At 74.4% G+C, this 270-nt stretch carries 1 protein-coding gene; it reads left to right on the top strand.

Annotation, left to right across the window (positions count from 1 at the left end):
- A partial coding sequence (locus GTW67_RS33795) for a hypothetical protein (RefSeq protein ID WP_161168547.1) occupies window positions 1-270 on the top strand: 270 nt, incomplete at both ends.

Here is a 270-nt window from a genome sequence, read left to right as displayed (position 1 = left end):
GCCCGTCACGGCGGTCGGTACGCTGCGCCGCGGTGAAGGCGGCCCGGAGCGCTTCCTGGCCTCCGCAGCCGAGGCGTTCGTCGGCGGCGCGGCCGTCGACTGGGCCGGAGTGTTCGCGGACACCCATGCCCGGCGCGTCGATCTGCCCACCTACGCCTTCCAGGAGCAGCATTACTGGATCGAACCGTCCCTCGCCCACCAGGGCGACGTGGCCTCCGCCGGGCTCTCGTCCGCCGATCACCCCCTGCTGGGCGCCGCCGTGACGCTGCC

It is taken from the genome of Streptomyces sp. SID5910 (assembly GCF_009862125.1).
Classification (GTDB): Bacteria; Actinomycetota; Actinomycetes; order Streptomycetales; family Streptomycetaceae; genus Streptomyces.
Note: the sequence above shows the minus strand (reverse complement) of the source record. Positions and strands in the feature narration are given on the sequence as shown.